Here is a 16,735-nt window from a genome sequence, read left to right as displayed (position 1 = left end):
TTTTTACACAGCCTCAGTCATGGACGGAACCGATAAGCTCCGCCAGCTGAACGCCATCCAGCTGGTTGTTGGCCACATAAGCCGCGACGATATCCGCCGTCAGCTCGATAAGATTCTGCGTTTGCGTGGAATCAACCATTGAATCGGTCCCCTGATCTACCTGGAAGCTAACTTGTGCAACAGAGATTGCAATAGTTATCTTCAATCGCCAAAATAACATCTGCCGGCCGCAGAAATACCTTAATCCTGCTGACCGGCTCGCCAAACCCGAAAAGACATCAAAAGGCCTGGCCGCTTCAGCCGACACTCCGGATACTTCGCGGAAACCACCCTCAGCTGCCGCTGCGATATCCAGCCCAAATAGCGCGCTGGCCTATAGTTAAGCTCACATGGATCGACAGACCCGTTTGTCAGCCGCATCGCCTGCCCGCTTCGTCAAACTGGATATAAGGCATGCCAATACGCAAAAACAATAACGTTTTAATTTTTTCTGAGTATAGATTTGCTTGAAGGCCATCTGTCCCTCGCCATCCGGTGCGGCTTTTTTGGGCAACCTTCATCACAATGAAGCTCGCGCCACCCTCAGCCGCTCTTCCCACAAGCTTGAGCGATCCTGCATCGCGAGATCATCGCAGTTCAAAATTAGCCGATACAATTCATGCGGTTAGTTTAAATCTCACGCGCAGATATTCACATTTGCTCCAGCCTGAAACGCCTGCTTTATGGTCACGTTCATGCTTGACTGAACCACCGCGACGTTCGCGCCGCCCAGGGGCCGTGACGATCATCAAAATTGCGTTGATACGTCGCACAATCTGCGCTTGTTGGGGCAATGAGACGGCTGCGGACAGTCTCGCAGCCCGCGACGCGATGGTTCTCCCAGTGATCCGGCAACGCCAGTGTCTGCGCTTCCCTGAAAAGCTGGCGAGCAACAGGCATTATCCTTCCGCCGGCGCAGTATCCCACGGTCCGGCGGCATACGAATAGTTGCTGGCGCAACATATCAATCTGGGCCCGGCCTGGCCTGGCCATTTTTAGCGCTTTCCATCGGGCCCAACATTGCAGGCTCGCCAGGGCGAGGCCGGAAGCGCTCTGCCGGAGAACAGACGCCGCCTGGCGCTGAAATGCTGGCTGATCCAATAAAACCTGTATTCCCGCAACTCCGATATTTGTAGCAGATCCTGCACCCGGCGATCTGGATTGGCTGCGTGATCCGGTCCGCCTGCCGCGTTGCCACGGCGTCTGGGGCGTTCCGGGGCGGCCCGGGTGGACATTTGCCCCGGCAGGAGCGCGACCCCGGGGACCAGGCTAAAGGCCCAGGCTGCAACAGGCGCGGATCACCGATTGAGGTCACAAAAAACAGCCCGGACGGAAGACCATCCGGGCTGTTTCAGGGCTCATCTCACGCAGCATGCGAGACTGCATGAGATGGCGTTTTCTTCAGCGACTGAGAAAGACGGAAATCCTGTCCAGATGAACCGGATTCTGCTTCAGCTACGCAGCTCAGGACCTGGCGAAGCCGGCAAGACGCTTGTTGATCAGGTCATCGGCCTGGATCATGATCCGGTCGATCAGCTCCTGGCAGGTCGGGATGTCGTTGATCAGACCCGCGACCATGCCGCAGCTCCATGCGCCGGCGTCCATCTCGCCATTCTGCATGATGCGCGGATACACGCCGGCCACTTCAGCAGCGATATCCTCGAACTTGATGTTGGCGCCGAGGGCCTTTTCCTTCTCCAGAAGGCGGTCGACAGCAGCGTTGCGCAGCACGCGCTCGGTATTGCGCAGCGGACGCATGACGAGGCGGGTGTCGGTTTCGGAAGCGGCGAGGATCGCCTGCTTGACGTTCTCGTGCACCGGCGCTTCCTTCGTGGCGATGAAGCGCGTGCCCATGTTCATGCCTTCGGCGCCCAGCGCCAGGGCAGCCACAAGGCTGCGGCCGTCGGCCATGCCGCCGGAGGCGACGAACGGCACCTTCAGTTCTTCCTCGGCGCGGGCCAGCAGGATGAAGTTCGGGATATCGTCTTCGCCCGGGTGACCGCCGCACTCGAAGCCGTCAACGCTCAGGGCGTCAACGCCGAGGGCCTGGGCCTTCAGCGAGTGGCGGATGGTGGTGCACTTGTGGATGACCTTGACGTCGGCGGCCTTGAGCATGTCGACCCACTTGCCGGGGTTGTTGCCGGCGGTTTCCACCGCCTTGACGCCGCCGTCGATGATCGCCTTGACATAGCCTGGATAGTCCGGGGCGTTCACCACCGGCAGGAAGGTCAGGTTCACGCCGATTGGCTTGTCGGTCAGCTTGCGGGCCTTCTCGATCTCGCGGGAGAGATCGTCCGGGGTCCGCTGGGTCAGCGCGGTAATGATGCCAAGGCCGCCGGCGTTGGAAACGGCGGCCGCCAGCTCGGCAAGACCAACAAAGTGCATGCCGCCCTGAATGATCGGGTGCTTGATGCCGAACAGCTCGGTAATGCGCGTCTTCATGGGTGTCTCATTCCTTCCCGCATTGTCCGGCGCGCGGTGTTTCGCCGCCGCCAGCATTCTGTGATCTTCTCTCCGGAGCGTCCCGCAGGCATGCCGCGCAGTCCCGCTTCCAGGCAGTCAGGGCAAGGCGACAGCCGTCTTGCCCAACATGTGTGTTCGCCCAACAAGCGTTCACGCCGGCTGGCGGCTCCCCGCCATCCGGCGCGAGGGCCAGATATCGACGACTACCAGGGTTCAGCCCATGGACGCAGATCCATCTCATGGGTCCAGGCGTCCCTTGGCTGCTGATAGAGCGCCCAATAGGCCTGCGCAACCGATTCCGGATGCATCAGTTGGTCTTCGCCCAGCGCGTCCAGCGCCGCGTCGCCGCCCCGGGCGCTAATGCGCTCGCGCACCCAGGCTGTGTCGACGCCGGAATCGATGACCAGATGGGCGACGTGAATGTTTTGCGGCCCCAGTTCGCGCGCGGCGGACTGGGCGACGGCGCGCAGGCCGAATTTGGCGCTGGCGAAAGCGGCGTAGCCGGCCCCGCCCCGCAAGCCGGCGGTGGCGCCGGTGAGGAAAATCGCCCCCCGCCCATGGCGCGTCAGGATGCGCGCGGCTTCGCGCGTCGCGAGAAAGCCGCTGTAACAGGCCATCTCCCATACCTTGCGGAACACCCGTTCAGTGGTGTCCAGCAGGGGGAAATTGACATTGGCGCCGACATTGAAAATGCAGATCTCCAGCGGGGCGATGGCGTCGGCCTCGGCCAGGAAGGCGGTGACGTCCTGCTCGTCGCGAGCGTCTAGCGAACGGCCGCTGGCGCGACCGCCAGCGGCGGCGATCTCCGCCACGAGGGGCTCAAGCTTCTCGCCATTGCGCCGGCCGGCATGAACGGCGAAGCCCTCGGCCGCGAACTTCCGGCAGATGGCCGCGCCGATGTAGTCGCCGGCGCCGATGACCGCCACGGACGCGTGACGCGGGGATGTGATGGCGGTCATGCGGCGCCCCCCCTGGCTGCGTTCTGGCGGCGGACGATCTCCTCCTCCACGTCGCGCAAACGGTCCTTGCCGAAGTACAGTTCATCGCCGACGAAGAAGCTCGGAATGCCGAAGACGCCGCGCTCCACCGCCTGATTTGTATTGGCCAGCAATTCGTCCTTCACGTCCTGATCGGCGGCGCGCTGCAGCAGACGTCCGGCGGGAAGCCCGGCATCGGCCAGAGCGGCGCGGAACACCTCCGGATCGTCCATCTTCCGCGGGTGTTCCCACATGGCGCTGAACACCGCCTCCACATAGGGCGCGAACACGCCTTCGCGCTGCGCCGCCACGGCGCCGCGCATCAGTTGCAGGGTGTTGACCGGGAAATGAGGATTGAAGCGGAAGCGCGTGATGCCGTGGCGACGGATGAAACGGTCCATCTCGCGGCGCTCATAGTCCATCTTGTTGCGGATGTTGGCGTATGCCTCCGCCGGCGAGCGGTTGCCCGTTGCCCGGAATATGCCGCCGAGCAGCGCGGGCGTGCGGGTGAACGTCACGCCGGTCCGCGCTTCGATATCCGGCAGGACCAAATGGGCCAGCCAGGCGTTCGGGCTGCCAAAGTCAAACAGAAATTCCGGATTGGTCATGGCGCATCCTCCCTGGAAACGCCCTGCGGAAGACATTGCGAGCTTTTCCGGCTCCGCAGGCGCTGACAAAGTTCCAAAAAGGAACTATCGTCAAACTAAGGACTGCGCCGGCGCTGTCAAGCACTCGGGCGCTGCGCCGCCCACGGCAGGGCATCTGGCGGCTGCCGCCACCAGTTTCGCTTCCGGGCGCGCCAGAAAATATGTCAGTGAGCGGGCCATAGGGCGCGCCAGGAGGGATGGCTGATGAAATGGAGAGCGCTGGACGCGGAGCCCTGCTCGATCGCCCGCACCCTGTCATTTGTCGGCGACAGGTGGAGCCTGCTGGTGCTGCGCGACTGCTTCCTGCGCGTGCGGCGGTTCGAGGAATTCCAGCGCCGCCTTGGCGTCACGCGGCATATTCTCGCCGACAGGCTGAAGCGTTTCGTTGATGCGGATATCCTCGCGCGCGTCGCCTACCAGACCAAACCGGAGCGGCATGAGTACGTACTCACCGAGAAGGGCCTCGCCCTCTACCCGGTGCTGATGGCGATGGCGCGCTGGGGCGACGCTTATATGGACGATGGCGCCGGCCCGCCGCTGCGCTATCGTCACCGCCCGTGCGGGCATCATTTCTCGCCGGTGATGTGCTGCTCGGAATGCGGCGAGGCGCTTGATCCGCGCGCTGTGATTGTTGAGCCCGGACCTGGCCTCGATGCTGACGCCACGCGACTTTTGCCGCCGACGCCCCAGAGCGCTCTCAGGAAGGGCGACGCCGTTTCGTGATGAGAACGGCGCGAACGAGCCTGATGCGCCAGGCCCGATGGGTGAGACGCCCTGCGCCAGGCGAAGAGGCGCGCTCTGCCTGCCTGGTTGGGCCCTGTTTTCACCAGGCAAGGCGTCTCCCACCTGGCCCGAAATACGCCAGGGCGCGATCCCAACCCGTGGAACCGGAAAACCGTTCCACGGATGAGGATCCAACCACCTGCAAAGATGTGACGCCCCCGGGACGCGTCGGCGCCCTGCGGCGGGCGTCAGATTACCAGCGGCGGTAGTAACGCGGCCCGTAATAACGCCGGTAGTATGGCCGCGGCGCGTAATAACGCGGACGATAATAGTAGCGGCGCGGCGCGTAATAGGGCCGGTAATAGGGCCGCGGCGCATAATAACGCGGGCCCGGACGGTAGACACAGCCATAGGGGCCGCAAACCGTATAAGCCCGCTCGAAAAGTCCGCCTGGCTCCGCGCCGGCTGCAACCGCAGCCTGAGGGCCCGTCACCGCGGCCTGGGCCTGCGGCCCCATCGCCATTACTCCAAGACCAAATCCGGCGAGCATCGCCAGACAGATCGCAAAACGCCTCATGACCAGTCCCCTTCTCCACACGGCGTCCCAGCCCCGACGCCATGCGTTTCACAGCATTCATTCTGTCGGGGCGAGTCTGCCGCAGTGCGAACGCAGGGGCAATTCATAACGTTCCATTGAAAAATTCAGTTCATGCGACGGAAAGCGGACCGACGACCGGAGCGACAAACCTGAAGACATGCCAGAGACTGGCGCGATCATTGGGATCGCCAACAGAATTCATCGCGCCAGCCAGCCAGTTGCGTCCGACGCTACGTCACGACAACGTGAGCCCGTCAGGCCGGGGTGAAGATGTTGCGGCCGTCCTCATGGCGCACCACGCCCGGCCGGCCGATGCCCTCGCGCGCCTGCAGGTCGCGCATCACCGCCAGGTCCTTCGGCGTGTTGGACAGGAAGCGTTCGCCAGTGGCGAGGCGACCGACGACGATGCCGAAATCCGGATCGGTCTTGCCGTACATGATGGTGTAGGTCTCGATGGTCGCCGGACCGTTGGCCACTTCCACCAGCGGCGCCTTCGGCAGCGCATCGAGCGCGTTCTGCAACTCCGACGGCTTCTGGCGGCGCCAGTGGCCTTCGGTCGGCGTGGTCGAATAGACGCCGAACGAATGCTTGGTGATGTAATTGCCGTTGGCGGTGACCAGACCGAAGCTCGCCGGCTTGCCGCGCACCCGGCGCATCATCTCCGAAATCGAATGCATCACATAGCTGTTGCCGGGGCCGCCGAAGAACGGCAGGCCACCGGTCACAGTCAGGCCGCGCGGGTCGTCTTCCGCAAGCCCCATCTCGGCGCAGGCGATTTCCACGGCGGAGGGGAAGCAGCTGTAGAGATCGAGGAAGTCCATGTCGGCAACGGTCTTGCCGGCCATGTCGAGGGCGATGCGCGAGCCGTTGCGGATCGCCGCCGAGCCAGCGATGACCTCACGCTCCGACAGATACCAGTGGTCGTGCCCGTCGGCGCAACCATGCAGATAGACCCATTTGCTTTCCGGGATGCCGAGTTCGCGCGCGGTCCCAACCGAGGTCATGACCACGGCGGCGGCCTGGTCAATATAGGCGTTGGCGTTCATGAAGCGCGGATAGGGGAAGCCGATCCAGCGATTGTCGCTGGTGATCGTGGAGAGCTGCTCCGCGCTGAAGCCCTCGCGCCGGGTGGCCAGCGGATTGTCCTTCGCCACGGCGGCGAAACCGGCGAACAGCTTGCCCATGGCTTTCAGGTGGGTTTCCGCGTCGCGCCCGCGCTTGCCGCGAATGGCGTTCTCGATCAGCGGATACATGGCGATGGCCGCGCGCATCAGGTGGCGCTCTTCGTAGTCGCTCCAGCCGCGACGCGGATCGCCGATTTCCTCGAAGGCGCCGCCGGGCTCCTCGGCCCAATTGGCCTTCACGTCGCCGCGCGTCGCGCCATACTGGGTGCGCAACGCCTCGCCGCCGACCAGCAGGGCCGCCCGCATTTCGCCGGCGGCGATCTGCTCGGCGAACATGTTGACCAGATACTGGGGCATGTTGCCGCCGTTCCACGTGTAGATGTGGCGGCTGGCGTTGACGCCGAGGCGCTGGGCCACGCTCTTCGGCGGGTTGGCGGAGCGGCCGAAGCTGGTGGCGAAACGCGGCGCCGTGTCGGCGAACATGCGCAGCATGGCCACGGTGTCCACCACCCCCGCCATGCCGGCGGCGCCCGTGTCATCCAGCGCCACGCGCCCGGCCCGGGCAATCAGATCGATGGGGGAGCGCGCGTCGGTAGCCGGCGTCGTCAGATCGGTCACATCGCCGCAACCGACGAGCACCGGGGTTGAAGGATCGATATTGCTGGTCGCCATCTGTTTCCTGCCCTGCAGCTGGACGCGTTTCGCGGGCCAGGCCAGCCTGGCCAGGCCGCGGCGCGCCCTGTTTTGTTGCGCCAGATCAGCCCGCCCTCTTCCAGAGGCGGACCAGATCATCTGACGCCTGTCCAGACGCGATTCCCCAATGGCGGCGAACCGGCCTGCGGCCTCATATGCAAAACTGCATAATCGCAATCCGGGCCCGAGGCGAGAGCGGCGCAGGCGATTGGCCGCATGTCCGGCGCGCATGGCGGCGAAATGTCGGGCTTCAACCAGAAATGTCAGGAAACGAAAGACTGGTGCCGCAGGGGAGGATTGAACTCCCGACCTCACCATTACCAATGGTGTGCTCTACCACTGAGCTACTGCGGCTTTCCGGGGAGCGGCGCGCTTGCGGCAGCCGCGTCCTTCGATGGGCGCTCCAATGCCACAGCGACCGGCGGGGCGCAAGCATGACGAGACGAATGTTTGTGGAATGCGACGTTTTCGCGCTTCCGTCCGTCGCGCCGCGACGTCCCCCGGACGCTGCCTGACGCCCTGCAAAGCCCGCCAGCCGCTGAAGAATCCGGCCTGACGGAACGCCGGCCGGGGCGCGGCGCGAAGCGTTTGTGGTTTTTTGCGAGGACCGGCGGCCCGCGCATGAAAAGGGCGCGACCCGCCCTGCGGATCGCGCCCCATGTCAAAGCACAAACTCAAAACGCGCCTTCACGGCGCGACCGCCGCCCGAAGCGTCTGGTCAGGCCGCCCGGCGCTCCCCCAGAGCAAGCCCCAGCTCGCGCCAGGTGGCGACCATGGCTTCCGTCAACTCGTCGATGAGCGCATCCGAATGATATGGCGTCGGGGTGATGCGCAGGCGCTCGGCTCCACGTGCCACTGTCGGATAGTTGATCGGCTGCACATAAATGCCGTGGCGTTCGATCAGCATGTCGCTGGCCGCCTTGGCGAGCTGGGCGTCGCCAACCATCACCGGCACGATATGGGTGTTGTTGGCCATCACCGGCAGGCCGGCGGCGGCAAGGCGCGCCTTGGTCTTCGCCACCTGGGCGCGCTGCTGGGCCCGCTCGGCGCCGCTGACCTTCAGGTGTTCGATGGCGGCGCGGGCGGCGGCGGCCACCGGCGGCGGCAGCGCCGTGGTGAAAATGAAGCCCGGGGCGTGAGAGCGGATGGCGTCGATCACGGATTCCTTGCCAGCCAGGTAACCGCCGAGGCCGCCAAAACCCTTGGCCAGCGTCGCCTCGATGACATCGAGGCGGTGCATCGCCCCCACCTCTTCGGCGTAGCCGCCGCCGCGCGGGCCATACAGGCCGACGGCGTGCACTTCGTCGAGGTAGGTCATGGCGTTGTAGCGTTCCGCCAGATCGCAGATGGCGTGGATCGGCGAGACGTCGCCATCCATCGAATACACGCTCTCGAAAATAATGATCTTGGCGCGATCAGGCCCCGCCGCCTTCAGCACTTCTTCCAGATGGGCAACGTCGTTATGGCGGAAAATCCGCTTCTCGCCGCCAGAGCGGCGCACGCCCTCGATCATGGAATTGTGGTTCATCTCATCGGAGATGAGCAGCGGCTCCGGCAACAGCTTGGCCAGGGTCGAGATGCCGGTTTCGTTCGATACGTAGCCGGAGGTAAAAACCAGCGAGGCTTCCTTGCCGTGCAGATCGGCCAGCGACGCCTCAAGATCAACGATGGGCTTGGAGGTGCCTGCGATATTGCGGGTGCCGCCGGCGCCGACGCCAAGCGTGCGTGCGCATTCGGCCATCGCCTCGGTGGTAACCTTGTGCCGGCCCATGCCGAGATAGTCGTTGGTGCACCACACTGTCACATCGCGTGCGCCCTGCGGTCCATGCCAGGTGGCGCGCGGAAAGCGCGTGACGTCATGCTCGATGGTTACGAACACCCGGTACCGGCGCTCATTTTTCAGGGCTGCCAGGGCATTCTCAAAATAGTGTTCGTAGTTCATCACGGTCCCGTTCCGCGCTGCCTGCGCGCCTCTGGCCTGCCTTGCGGATCTGGCCGGGCTGCGAATGGCCCTTTTTTGCCGCAAGCACGCCGCCATACAATATGTGACCTTCGGTTTTGAAGCATTCCAGACAAATAACGGCCACGCAAGCGCGACAATCGCCGCAGTCTGGCCAGTTTTCTCGCCTCACAAGCGACGTCGCGACCCGCGACGCCCCTGTCAGGGCACAATTGCCAGCGGGCGTTTGCCAGGAAGCGCTCAGAAGGGAGCGTTTGCAGGAGGGCGTTCGGAAGGAAGCATTACAGGCCCCGCGGGAACCCGGCGCTCCTGATTGTCGTAACGCGCCGGGTTTGACATCGGCCCCGCGCGGCGGGCTCCGGGCTCCGCCAGCGCGTGGAAGGCGCAGCCAGCAACATGAAAGACGCGCCTGGCCCCCGCCATGACTGCTGGCGCCAGCCGGCCAGATTTTGTATGAGGAGGCTGACGGGCGGCCTGGCCTCACCGTCATGATTCATGCATGAATCATGCGGTGTCCCGCGCTTTGCCGGAAGCGCCCGGATCAACCTGAACCTCAACCCGAATGCCAGGGCGCCAGTGAGTAGCGAAGCAGCGACACAACGACAGAAGCGGCTGGCGCAAGCGCTGCGGGCCAATCTGCGCAAGCGCAAGACCCAGACGCGGGAACGCGCCGCCGACTCCCCAAATCCCGCGCGCGATGACGACGCCCAGGCGCCGCAGATGGCGCCGCCATCGCCCGGCCCTCGCGGCGGCTCAGGCGACGCCGGCGCGGATGGCTGAAGCGACGTTGTCGCGCCGGTTGCTGCGCCCCCCGGTTGCCGCACTCCCCGTTTCAATGCGGTTTATCCCCCGTCTGCGCCTCCGGTTCGCGCGCAACGCGCCGCCATATGGCCAGGGGGATGACTGACGCGTCCGGCCGTTGATGTGGCTTTCCGGCGCTTGTGCCGGGGTGCGCCCTCTGCCAAAATTACCCACTCACCAGAATCATCCGGCTACGCGCGCCCGGGCAGAAGGCGCCGACCCGGCAAAAAAGACGCTGCTCTGGCAAGGCGCCCTCTCCGGAACGAGAGAACGCCGACCAGACTGGCCTCGCCCTGGCGGGCGGGGCGGGAAACGCGCCGGGGTCGAAGCCGGTTTTCCACGACGGCGGGACCGGCGCGGCGTTCCGGAGGATGTTCTGGAGACGATTTGCCGGAAACCCGTACGGACGTTTCTGCAACGCTGCCTCTTTTGGAAACGTCCCCATTGGAAACGTCTTCTGGAACCCACGTCCGGCGCCTGGCCGCGCAGCCCGGCGCCGTCACATTTTCGGCCTGTCTGACCTGACTTCAGACCCTGTTGATCACAAGAGGCGGCGTCCCGCCCGGAGCACATAGATGGATCGTATCCGCATTACCGGCGGCGCGACGCTGAATGGCGTCATCCCGATTTCCGGCGCCAAGAACGCCGCTTTGCCGCTAATGATCGCCAGCCTGCTGACGCCGGAGACGCTGGAGCTGCACAATGTGCCCCGCCTCGCGGACGTGCAGCAGTTGCTGCGCATTCTCGGCAATCACGGCGTCGACGCGGCCATCGCCGGCAAGCGGCCGGGCCAGACCTCCGAAACTGGCCAGAGCATCCGCCTGAAGGCGGCGTCGATCATCGACACCACCGCGCCCTACGAGCTGGTGTCCCGCATGCGCGCCAGCTTCTGGGTCATCGCGCCGCTGGTGGCGCGCGCCGGCCGCGCCCGGGTGTCCCTGCCCGGCGGTTGCGCCATTGGCACCCGCCCCGTCGACCTGTTGCTGATGGTGATGGAAAAGCTGGGAGCGAAGGTCGAGATCGAGGGCGGCTATGTGGTCGCCACCGCCCCGTCCGGCGGCCTGCGCGGCGCCCATATCGATTTCCCGAAAGTTACCGTTGGCGGCACCCACACGGCGCTGATGGCGGCGGTGCTCGCCGATGGCGAAACCATCATCGACAACGCCGCCCGCGAGCCGGAGGTGGTCGACCTCGCCAATTGCCTCAACGCCATGGGCGCGCGCATCAGCGGCGCCGGCCAGTCGCGCATCGTCATCCAGGGCGTCGGCAGCCTCGGCGGCGCCAGCCACACGGTGCTGCCGGACCGCATCGAGGCGGGCACCTACGCCATGGCGGTGGCCATGACCGGCGGCGAGGTGCTGCTGGAGGGCGCGCGGCCGGAACTGCTGCAGTCGGCGCTCGACATCATCGTCAAGACCGGCGCAGACATCACGGTCAGCAATGAAGGCATCCGGGTGCGCCGCAACGGCCACGGCATTGATCCGGTGGATGTGACCACCGAGCCCTTCCCCGGCTTCCCCACCGACCTGCAGGCCCAGTTGATGGCGCTGCTGACCCGGGCCAGGGGCACGAGCCGCATCCGCGAAACCATCTTCGAGAACCGCTTCATGCACGTGCAGGAACTGGCCCGCCTCGGCTCGCGCATCCGCCTCGATGGCGATGTGGCCTGGGTGGACGGCGTCGAGCGGCTGACCGGCGCGCCGGTGATGGCCACCGATCTGCGCGCCTCAGTCTCTCTGGTGATCGCCGCCCTTGCCGCCGACGGCGACACCACCGTCAACCGGGTCTACCATCTGGATCGCGGCTTCGAGGCGCTGGAGGCCAAGCTTGGCCGCTGCGGCGCCCAGGTGGAGCGCATCTCCGGCGACTGAAATTTCGCGCTTCTGCTCTTCAAAGAAAAAGGGCGGAGCCAGCGGCTCCGCCCTTTTTTGTTGCCATCAACCGGCCAGGACGCATCCGCGTCACAATGAAACGCGCCGGCAGCCCGGCAAAAACGCGTCGCACAACAACGCCCCGCATCTGAACGTGAGGCGGAAATCCGGATCCGTGCGAACGGATTTCCGCTCTCGCGATGGGGCTTTGCCGGTCAGTAGGCCACGGCGCCGCGCTTGACGCCGAAGCCAGGGATATTGCACTGGCACGGCGCGTTGCGGGGCAGCATCACGCCGGTGGGGCAACTGCCGCGCGACGTGACGCAAACACTGCCGCGCGGCCCGCCGCCGCGGGAATCCCGGCCCCGGTCATAGTCCCGGTCGCGACGGTCGTAATCGCGACCGCGCCTGTCATAGTCGCGATCCCAGTCACGCCGGTCGTAGCCGCGGTCGCGGCGGTCATAGTCCCGGTCGCGGCGATCATAATCGCGGTCGCGCCGGTCGTAGTCCCGACCCCGATCATAGGCAGGCGGCGGGGGCGGGGGCGGACGGAACCCCGGCGGCGGGGGCGGCGGACGGAAGCCGGGCGGCGGCGGACGACCATCATCAGGCGACTGGGCGGCCGCCGTATGCGGCAGCATCACCGCCATCGTCGCCGCCAGCATCACGGCCATCGTTACAGCCCTTGCCGTCATTCTTGCCGCGTGCGCCGCGCGCCCCGTCAACAAACGGAACCTCATGGACATTCTCCTGAACCCTGCCCGCCGCATGATCTGGCGCGGCCTTCCGGGCATCTCTCCTGGCGTTTCAAGCCAGATTGTGGCGCACCCCGGGTTTGCGGGAGGCGCCAGCATCCGCAAATGTTATCAGTCATGATATATGCACAGATCGTTACACGCCGCGCGCCCCCGAACGCCGTTCGCATAAATGTTTCCAGGGGCTGATGCAGACTTTCAACGCCAGCCCGGCAAGAGACCATGAGCCACCTCCCCCCAGACGACAGCATGCCCCTTGGCCTGATGGCGCTCGACGCCGAAGACCTGGCGGTGATTTCCGCCCACGTTCAGGACGCCGTGCTGCGGCCGGCTGACATTACCTGGCGTCCCGGCGATGGGCTGCTGGTGCTGACCTTGCGCCGTTTCGACTGGTCCTCGCCGGCGAAACGGCCGCAACGCCGGCTCAGCGCCCTGCATTTCGGCCGCGTCGCCCGCGTCGTCCACAAGGGCATGGATCCCGCTGCGGAGGCGCTGAATCTGCTGGCAATTTCCTTCGAACCAGGCGAAGCCCCATCTGGCGCCCTGCGGCTGGATTTTTCCGGCGGCGGCGCCATCCGCGCCGAGGTTGAATGCATCGAGGCGCAACTGAAGGATCTGGGGCCGGCGTGGGGAGCCATCCGGCGTCCCGCCCACGAAACCGACGGAGAGCTTTGACATGGTTGACACAGGCCCCACGGCGCTGCGACTGGACGCCCGCCAGGACGGGTTCCAGCATGCTTTCGCCCGCCTGCTCGGCCAGAAGCGCGAAACCTCGGTGGACGTGGACGAGAGCGCGCGCGCCATTCTCGCCGATGTGGCGGCGCGCGGCGACGCGGCTGTCATCGAGCTGACGGCCAGGTTCGACCGGCTGGACATCTCCGGCGGGCGGATGCGGGTGGGGGCCGACGAGATAGCCGCCGCCAAAGCGGCCTGCAAGCCGGAAGAACTGGCCGCCCTCGCCATCGCCCGCGACCGCATCGAGACGTACCACAGCCGGCAGAAGCCACAGGACGACAGCTTCACCGACGCCCTGGGCGTCACCATGGGCTGGCGCTGGACGGCCATCGACGCCGTAGGGCTTTACGTGCCGGGCGGCACGGCCAGCTATCCCTCCTCCGTGCTGATGAACGCCGTGCCCGCCCGCGTCGCCGGCGTGCCGCGCATCGTCATGGTGGCGCCGACGCCGGACGACGCCATGAACCCGCTGGTGCTGGCGGCGGCGGACCTTGCCGGCGTCGATGAGATTTACCGCATCGGCGGCGCCCAGGCGATCGGCGCCCTCGCCTATGGCACGGCCACCATCGCGCCGGTGGCCAAAATCGTCGGACCGGGCAACGCCTGGGTGGCCGCGGCCAAGCGCCGGGTGTTCGGCGCGGTTGGCATCGACATGATCGCCGGCCCGTCCGAAGTGCTGGTGATCGCCGACGACCACGCCAACCCGGACTGGATCGCCGCCGACCTGCTGGCCCAGGCCGAGCACGACGCGGCGGCGCAGTGCATTTTGATTACCAATAGCCCAGGCCTTGCGGACGCGGTGGAAGCCGCCGTGCAGCGCCAGCTGAAGACCTTGCCCCGCGCCGAAATCGCCGCCGCCAGCTGGCGCGACAATGGCGCCATCATCCTGGTCGGCGCCCTGGATGACGCCATTCCGCTGGCCAACGCCATCGCCGCCGAACACCTGGAAATCGAAACCGCCAACGCGGCTGAGCTGGCGGCGCAGGTGCGCAACGCCGGCGCGATCTTCCTCGGTTCGCACACCCCGGAAGCCATTGGCGACTATGTCGGCGGCCCCAATCACGTGCTGCCGACAGCGCGCTCGGCCCGGTTCTCCTCCGGCCTAGGCGTACTGGACTTCATGAAGCGCACGTCGATACTCTCGTGTTCGCCGGAGGCGCTGCGCCAGCTCGGGCCGTCCGCCATCAGCCTCGCAAACTCCGAAGGGTTGGGCGGGCACGCGCGCTCGGTGGCCATTCGCCTCAACCTGTAACGACCAGTGACCTGAGCCAGCAGAACCGGGAAGGAGCCGCGATGTCCGCAGGCGGAGATGCTTCAGGCGAGGTTTCGTCCCGGAACCGGCTGGCCTCGGTCATGCTGGATGAACAGTCGATCGGACGCGGCGCGCCCGAGCAGGAGCATGAGCGCAACGCCGCCATCTGGGACATCGTGGAGAACAACAGCTTCGCGGTGCCCAATGTCGATGCGGGACCCTACGCGCTGGAACTCGCCATGGTCGAGAAGCGGCTGGCGCTCACCGTGCGCCAGACGCCGGATGATGGCGAACCGGCCGGCAGCGGCGCGCTGGTGGCGGCGCATTATCTGTCGCTGACGCCGTTCCGGCGGGTGATCAAGGACTACGAACTGATCTGCAACAGCTATTTTGCCGCCGTGCGCTCCGCCTCGCCACAGCAGATCGAGGCGATCGACATGGGCCGTCGCGGCCTGCACGATGAGGCTGCGGCGCTGGTGCAGGAGCGGCTGGCCGGCAAGCTGACGCTGGATTTCAATACGGCCCGCCGCCTGTTTACACTCATCTTCGCCCTGCACTGGAAGGGCTGAGTTGACCACTGCCCTCCCGCCCGAGGCGCCGGGTCAGGCCGCGAAACCGCGCGTGCAGGCGGTGCTGTTCGTCTGCGCCCTCAACGCCGTGCGCTCGCCGATGGCCGAAGCGCTGGCCCGGCACTATTACGGCAAGAGCATCTATGTGCAGTCCGCCGGGGTGCGAAAAGACGACCTGGATCCGTTCGCCGTCGCGGTTCTGGAAGAGATGGGCGTGGACGCCAGCCGCCACCGGCCGCGAACCCTCGACGAACTTGAGGAATGCGAGGGGCTGAATTTCGATCTGATTGTCACCCTGTCGCCAGAAGCGCACCACGCGGCGCTCGAACTGACGCGCACGCTGGCGGTGGACGTGGAATACTGGCCGACGCCAGACGCCACGGCGGTGCAAGGCTCCCGCGACCAGGTGCTGCAGGCCTATCGCGAGGTGCGCGACCATCTGCAAAAGCGGATCATCGCCCGCTTCCGCGACCAGGTCTGACCGGAACGGCGGCAACGGCAAGGACGCGAAACCGCCGACCCGCCGGCTCAGATGCCGCCGCCGACATCCACTCCGGCGCGGGCCGCCCGCCGGCGTTGGGCCAGCCGGCGCGTCAGCCAGCCAAGGCCGAGCACCAGCAGCACGCCAATCGCCTCAGCCGGAAGTTTCCAGGTCGCGACGGCGTCAGCCCCAAGGGTCTTCACCATCCAGGGATCGGTAATCAGCATGCCGCCGGCCACCCAGCCGAGCAACGCCGCGCCGACCCAGATCAGGAACGGCAGGCGGTCGATGGCTTTCACCAGGATATTGGCGCCGAAAACGATCAGCGGGATCGACAGCGCAAGGCCGAAAATCAGCATGCCAACGTGATCCTGCGCCACGGCGGCGATGGCGATCACATTGTCGAGGCTCATCACGGCGTCGGCGACGACGATGGTCCAGACCGCGCCCCACAGCTTGCCCGACTCGCGGATTTCGCCGTGCTCGTCCTCCTGCCCCCTGGTCAGACCGACGGCGATGCGCAACAGCAGGAAGGCGCCGATGACCTTGAGGAACGGCACCTGCAGCAGCTGGATGACCAGCAAGGCAAAAATCACCCGCAGGATGATGGCGGCGCCGGCGCCGAGGATGATGCCCCATTTGCGCTGGTTGGCCGGCAGCCCCCTGCAGGCCAGGGCAATGACCACCGCATTGTCGCCCGACAGCACAAGATCGATCCAGATGATCTGGAGCGCGGCGATGATTTCAGGCCACCAGGCGGTCATGCAGTATCCTGACGTTGAACGAACCGCGAAATATCGGGATCGGACGCGGCGATGCGCGGGTTTACCCGCAGGAGCCCGGATGCGCAAATAGCGGGCGCGAAGCCAGTTTCGCGGGCATGGCGCCTATCATGGCGCCCATCATCGCGCCCATCGCGCCTTGCATCTGGCGGAAAGGCGCGCATCCGGCCAGGGGGACGTCCCCCCGGGCCTCTGGCGACGCCCCCGCCCTCCCGGGCGCGGCATGGCTGGGCCGCCGCGCCTGTCGCCAGGCGCCGCGGGCGTC

15 protein-coding genes and 1 tRNA gene are annotated in these 16,735 nt (G+C 65.8%); 7 read left to right on the top strand and 9 right to left on the bottom strand.

Features of this window, described 5'->3' with window-relative positions; genetic code table 11:
• Window positions 1–1,503 precede the first annotated feature (1,503 nt).
• From ACERNI_RS12205 to ACERNI_RS12195, 3 genes are all read right to left on the bottom strand, one after another.
• Complete coding sequence (locus ACERNI_RS12205) at window positions 1,504–2,481, bottom strand: NAD(P)H-dependent flavin oxidoreductase (protein ID WP_448833554.1); 978 nt, start codon at window positions 2,479–2,481, stop codon at window positions 1,504–1,506.
• Between the two features lie 224 nt (window positions 2,482–2,705).
• Window positions 2,706–3,461 (bottom strand): SDR family NAD(P)-dependent oxidoreductase, encoded by a 756-nt coding sequence (locus ACERNI_RS12200; RefSeq protein ID WP_448833553.1) that lies wholly within the window; start codon window positions 3,459–3,461, stop codon window positions 2,706–2,708.
• On the bottom strand, window positions 3,458–4,087 hold the full coding sequence (locus tag ACERNI_RS12195) for a DsbA family protein (protein ID WP_448833552.1): 630 nt from the start codon (window positions 4,085–4,087) through the stop codon (window positions 3,458–3,460). The genes ACERNI_RS12200 and ACERNI_RS12195 overlap by 4 nt, the downstream gene beginning before the upstream one ends.
• Window positions 4,088–4,330: 243 nt before the next feature.
• Between ACERNI_RS12195 and ACERNI_RS12190 the strand changes: the two genes are divergently transcribed.
• The gene (locus ACERNI_RS12190) at window positions 4,331–4,849 is read left to right on the top strand and encodes a winged helix-turn-helix transcriptional regulator (RefSeq protein ID WP_448833551.1); all 519 of its coding nucleotides are present in this window, start codon (window positions 4,331–4,333) and stop codon (window positions 4,847–4,849) included.
• 253 nt (window positions 4,850–5,102) lie between these two features.
• Here ACERNI_RS12190 and ACERNI_RS12185 read toward each other — a convergent pair whose 3' ends face one another.
• From ACERNI_RS12185 to hemA, 4 genes are all read right to left on the bottom strand, one after another.
• The gene (locus ACERNI_RS12185; protein WP_448833550.1) at window positions 5,103–5,426 is read right to left on the bottom strand and encodes a hypothetical protein; all 324 of its coding nucleotides are present in this window, start codon (window positions 5,424–5,426) and stop codon (window positions 5,103–5,105) included.
• Window positions 5,427–5,701: 275 nt separating this feature from the next.
• Window positions 5,702–7,243, bottom strand: coding sequence for an acetyl-CoA acetyltransferase (locus ACERNI_RS12180; protein ID WP_448833549.1), 1,542 nt, complete (start codon window positions 7,241–7,243; stop codon window positions 5,702–5,704).
• A 300-nt stretch (window positions 7,244–7,543) separates the two neighbouring features.
• Window positions 7,544–7,618 (bottom strand) — tRNA-Thr (locus ACERNI_RS12175).
• 364 nt (window positions 7,619–7,982) lie between these two features.
• On the bottom strand, window positions 7,983–9,206 hold the full coding sequence (hemA, locus tag ACERNI_RS12170) for a 5-aminolevulinate synthase (protein WP_448833566.1): 1,224 nt from the start codon (window positions 9,204–9,206) through the stop codon (window positions 7,983–7,985).
• A 594-nt stretch (window positions 9,207–9,800) separates the two neighbouring features.
• On the opposite strand from hemA, the gene ACERNI_RS12165 reads away from it, so the two are divergent.
• Both ACERNI_RS12165 and murA read left to right on the top strand, forming a co-directional pair.
• Window positions 9,801–10,004 (top strand): hypothetical protein, encoded by a 204-nt coding sequence (locus ACERNI_RS12165; protein ID WP_448833548.1) that lies wholly within the window; start codon window positions 9,801–9,803, stop codon window positions 10,002–10,004.
• A 596-nt stretch (window positions 10,005–10,600) separates the two neighbouring features.
• Complete coding sequence (gene murA / locus ACERNI_RS12160; RefSeq protein ID WP_448833547.1) at window positions 10,601–11,896, top strand: UDP-N-acetylglucosamine 1-carboxyvinyltransferase; 1,296 nt, start codon at window positions 10,601–10,603, stop codon at window positions 11,894–11,896.
• Between the two features lie 215 nt (window positions 11,897–12,111).
• On the opposite strand, the gene ACERNI_RS12155 is transcribed toward murA, so the two are convergent.
• Window positions 12,112–12,636: a hypothetical protein gene (locus ACERNI_RS12155; protein WP_448833546.1), complete on the bottom strand. Its 525-nt coding sequence runs from the start codon at window positions 12,634–12,636 to the stop codon at window positions 12,112–12,114.
• A gap of 237 nt (window positions 12,637–12,873) precedes the next feature.
• On the opposite strand from ACERNI_RS12155, the gene ACERNI_RS12150 reads away from it, so the two are divergent.
• Genes ACERNI_RS12150 through ACERNI_RS12135 form a run of 4 tightly spaced genes read left to right on the top strand, consistent with a single transcriptional unit; the run spans window position 12,874 to window position 15,688 of the window.
• The gene (locus ACERNI_RS12150; protein WP_448833545.1) at window positions 12,874–13,326 is read left to right on the top strand and encodes a DUF2948 family protein; all 453 of its coding nucleotides are present in this window, start codon (window positions 12,874–12,876) and stop codon (window positions 13,324–13,326) included.
• A 1-nt stretch (window position 13,327) separates the two neighbouring features.
• Window positions 13,328–14,638: a histidinol dehydrogenase gene (gene hisD / locus ACERNI_RS12145; protein WP_448833544.1), complete on the top strand. Its 1,311-nt coding sequence runs from the start codon at window positions 13,328–13,330 to the stop codon at window positions 14,636–14,638.
• A 41-nt stretch (window positions 14,639–14,679) separates the two neighbouring features.
• A complete protein-coding gene (locus tag ACERNI_RS12140; RefSeq protein ID WP_448833543.1) occupies window positions 14,680–15,207 on the top strand; it encodes a UPF0262 family protein in 528 nt (175 codons plus the stop codon).
• 1 nt (window position 15,208) lies between these two features.
• Window positions 15,209–15,688: an arsenate reductase ArsC gene (locus ACERNI_RS12135; RefSeq protein ID WP_448833542.1), complete on the top strand. Its 480-nt coding sequence runs from the start codon at window positions 15,209–15,211 to the stop codon at window positions 15,686–15,688.
• Between the two features lie 47 nt (window positions 15,689–15,735).
• Here the strand turns inward: ACERNI_RS12135 and ACERNI_RS12130 are convergent, their stop codons facing one another.
• Window positions 15,736–16,452, bottom strand: a complete 717-nt coding sequence (locus ACERNI_RS12130; RefSeq protein ID WP_448833541.1) for a TerC family protein — start codon at window positions 16,450–16,452, stop codon at window positions 15,736–15,738.
• Window positions 16,453–16,735: the final 283 nt, after the last annotated feature.

It is taken from the genome of Camelimonas sp. ID_303_24, from assembly GCF_053543495.1.
The sequence above is the reverse complement of the archived record's forward strand: the minus strand, read 5'-3'. Positions and strand labels throughout refer to the sequence as shown.